Raw genomic sequence first — 3,391 nt, 5'->3', positions numbered from 1 at the left:
AGGGAGGGGGAGAATCAGCCTAACAAGACTTTAGAAAGACTAATTACAAATGCTCTTTCAAGAAAGCCAAGGTTTTATCGTAGGCATCTTGAGCAGCATCTTCGTCGTAGCGGGCACCGCTGGGGTTAGCAAACCCGTGGTCGGCTTCGTACATATGAACGGTAATGTTCTTATCGGCTTCTTTCATCTTTTGCTCAAACTCTTCTACCACTTTCGGGGTAATGTAGCCATCGTACTTGGCAAAAATACCCAGCACATCCGTTTTAATTTCTTTGATTTGCGCCATTTCCTGCACCGGCATACCGTAGTACATCACACAGCCAATGGCTTGGTCACTGGCTAAAATGGTAGATTGAAGTGACCAGCCACCGCCAAAGCACCAGCCGATGGTCGCAATTTCAGCTTCGCCTCCGGCGTGCTCAATGGCACCGTTAATAATTGCCTTGGCTCGGTCAGTAGATACCGATTGCATGTACTTTTGAGCTAATTCCCGGCTTGTGGCCACCTTTCCGTCGTAAATGTCTAGGGCCATTACGTGGACGTTATCTAAATCTTTATGGAGCTTTTCAGCTTCCCGCTTAATATGATCGTTTAGTCCCCACCATTCGTGAATAACTAGCAGGTACTGGTTAGATTCTTCTTTAGCTTCTAGGTAATAAGCGGTCCCTTGCTGCCCATCGGGAGTAGCGAAGGTAATTTCCTCACCCCGGGCATTTTCATGCGTGTAAGAAGTCAAATTGTGCTTGGCTCGGAAGGTGGGATCATCGGCTAAGGAAGCAAACAGCTCCGTATTTTCAGCATCAGACGAGCCACAAACGGTGATTCCTTCTTGTGCGCGAACGGTATGAATAAATAAGCTAGATAGTAAAAAAGGCAAGAAGTATTTCATAAGAATAGTTAGAATGTGAAGAACAGTCTAGCTCCGTAATTAAGAGCCGCCAGCATTGTGCGTCTGTAAATCGCAAACCTAGCACTGACAGTAACTCCAAAGTTATTGCGAATGTTGTAGGCAACCTCCGGGTGATTGCTCACAAATCTTCATTATTAGCAAAAGTACTGTTTCCCCCACCATACCTAAGCTACTCCGTTACTTGCTTCCAGTGAGATAAATCTTTGTCCATAAGTTTTTCTAGCGCAGTTATCTCTAGTTCTAGCATATGAATAATTAACCGCTGGTATTCGGCAGTTAACGTTGGTTTGCTTTGAAAAGCACGGTGAGTGTTGTCAGTAATTCGCTTCCATAGCGGGGGAAGAAATTTTCGGGTAGCCTTAGCTAATAAGTTAGGATTGTCCCATTTGTGGTGCTTCTTGCGGCGCTGCCGGGTAGTGTTAGCTTTAACCGATTGGTAGTTAGTGAATCCACCATGATCTATAGCTAAAAAATCAGCCACTGTATTCAGTACTTTAGTTCGCTCTTGATTAAAATCGTCAAAATCGATGAGCAGCACATGGTCTCGGCCAAACTTACGGATGTACGGTATAATCTGCGTATAGTAACGGGAGGTGTCAATATAAAAACGATTCTTAGTAATGGATTCGGGTAGGCCAAAATCAGTGTACCCGCGTTCGTACAGGTGCATGTACGCCGATACAATGCGCTGAATGGGGTTTCTAACCATATAAATAAACTTTAAATCCGAATTGTAAGCGTACAAATCATCCCAAATAGTAAGATTTTTTATTGGATAAAAGGTGTAGGAAGTAGAAGCCTCAAAGCGCAAAGTATCTTCATCTGCCCTAAATAGTTGATGATAAGTGGCTAGATTTTTCTTCCAATCCGGGGTGGTACAGAAGAACTGAGGCTCTTTTTTCCGGCTTCCTTGCAGAGCCGGGTGAGCATCAAGTACTAAAAACAAACTACTGGTAGCCGATTTCTGGGCACCCAATATCATAAAATCTACTTTCATTCTATCCGTTACCATTGAGTAAGGTTTATGATTAACTTTGCTTTATTTACTTTCTATTACTGCCAAACGCCTTCGCAGATTTTTATATTTTTGCTATTAATTTTTTATGAAAGATACTCAATTCTCGGATTGGACTTTAGAAGTAACCCCTCGCACCCGATGGCTAGATATTGACCTGCGAGAAATATGGAGATACCGTGATTTACTCACCCTGTTTATCAAGCGAGATATCGTAATCACTTATAAACAGACTGTACTAGGTCCATTATGGTTTTTCATTCAGCCCATACTCACTACAGTCATGTTTACGATCGTCTTCGGAAACATCGCTAAAATTCCTACCGGTGGGGTTCCTCCGCTTCTCTTTTACCTGTCGGCTATTATTGCCTGGAACTACTTTGCCGAATGCCTTAAAACTACCTCGGATGCCTTTAAAAAGAATGAAGATATTTTTGGAAAGGTTTACTTCCCCCGAATTATTATGCCGCTGGCAATCGTAAGCGCTAACTTAGTAAAATTCGGAATTCAGTTCTTATTGTTTTTAGGTTTTTGGTTGTTCTTTTTTCTTAAGGGAACCGATCTATACATCCGCCCCGAAGTGCTAGTGCTTCCGATACTTATTTTAATGATTGCCGGGTTGGGGTTAGGGTTTGGAATGCTTATCTCTTCATTAACTACTAAGTATCGTGACCTGAATTTTTTGATTCAGTTTGGAATACAATTAGCGATGTACGCCACTCCCGTTATCTATCCACTAGAAACGGCTCCCGAAGCCTATCGTACTTTGATCTTAGCTAATCCAATGACCGCCATTATAGAAGCCTTCCGCCACATATTTTTAGGAGCAGGCTCATTTAGTTTGATCAATTTGTCCTATAGTCTGGCAAGCATGTTGCTCATTCTCTTTTTAGGCTTAATCGTTTTTCAGCGCACAGAGAAAACATTCATGGATACGGTATGAGCTTATTAGCCATTCAAATAAAGAACATGAGCAAGCAGTACCGACTGGGTGTAGTCGGTACCGGAACGCTATCCCATGATCTGAACCGCTGGTGGTATCGGGTGCGAGGAAAAGAAGATCCCTATCTTAAAGTTGGCGAGGAGAATAATCAAGAGGTAGCCGGAGAAAGCGAGTACGTTTGGGCGTTGCGCGATATTAATATTAATGTGCAGAAAGGAGAAATTGTCGGCATTATTGGCAGCAATGGGGCCGGTAAATCCACCTTATTGAAAATACTGTCACGAGTAACTGCGCCTAGCGAGGGAGTATTCCGAGCGCGGGGCCGTATTGCAAGTTTACTAGAAGTAGGCACCGGATTTCATAAAGAATTAACCGGGCGGGAAAATATTTTTCTCAACGGAGCTATCTTAGGCATGACTAAAGCCGAAGTTAAAGCAAAGCTAGATGAGATTGTTACTTTTTCGGGCATAGAACGCTACGTAGATACTCCGGTTAAACGCTACTCTTCGGGTATGAAGGTTCG

The 3,391-nt window shown here is 43.0% G+C and carries 4 protein-coding genes; 2 read left to right on the top strand and 2 right to left on the bottom strand.

Translation table 11 applies throughout. The features are described 5' to 3' along the window. Positions 1-43 precede the first annotated feature (43 nt). Both WBA23_RS02660 and WBA23_RS02655 read right to left on the bottom strand, forming a co-directional pair. Positions 44-889, bottom strand: a complete 846-nt coding sequence (locus WBA23_RS02660; protein ID WP_424580699.1) for a dienelactone hydrolase family protein — start codon at positions 887-889, stop codon at positions 44-46. A gap of 190 nt (positions 890-1,079) precedes the next feature. Next, on the bottom strand, positions 1,080-1,922 hold the full coding sequence (locus WBA23_RS02655) for a sulfotransferase family protein (protein ID WP_424580698.1): 843 nt from the start codon (positions 1,920-1,922) through the stop codon (positions 1,080-1,082). Positions 1,923-2,013: 91 nt separating this feature from the next. Here WBA23_RS02655 and WBA23_RS02650 point away from each other — a divergent pair, with 91 nt between their 5' ends. Continuing rightward, the gene (locus WBA23_RS02650; RefSeq protein ID WP_424580697.1) at positions 2,014-2,868 is read left to right on the top strand and encodes an ABC transporter permease; all 855 of its coding nucleotides are present in this window, start codon (positions 2,014-2,016) and stop codon (positions 2,866-2,868) included. Positions 2,869-2,894: 26 nt separating this feature from the next. Further along, a partial coding sequence (locus WBA23_RS02645; protein WP_424580696.1) for an ABC transporter ATP-binding protein occupies positions 2,895-3,391 on the top strand: 497 nt, incomplete at its 3' end.

The sequence above is a fragment of the Tunicatimonas sp. genome (genome assembly GCF_049647865.1).
In the GTDB taxonomy this organism is placed as follows: Bacteria; Bacteroidota; Bacteroidia; order Cytophagales; family Cyclobacteriaceae; genus Tunicatimonas.
This window is presented reverse-complemented; position numbering and strand designations above follow the sequence as displayed.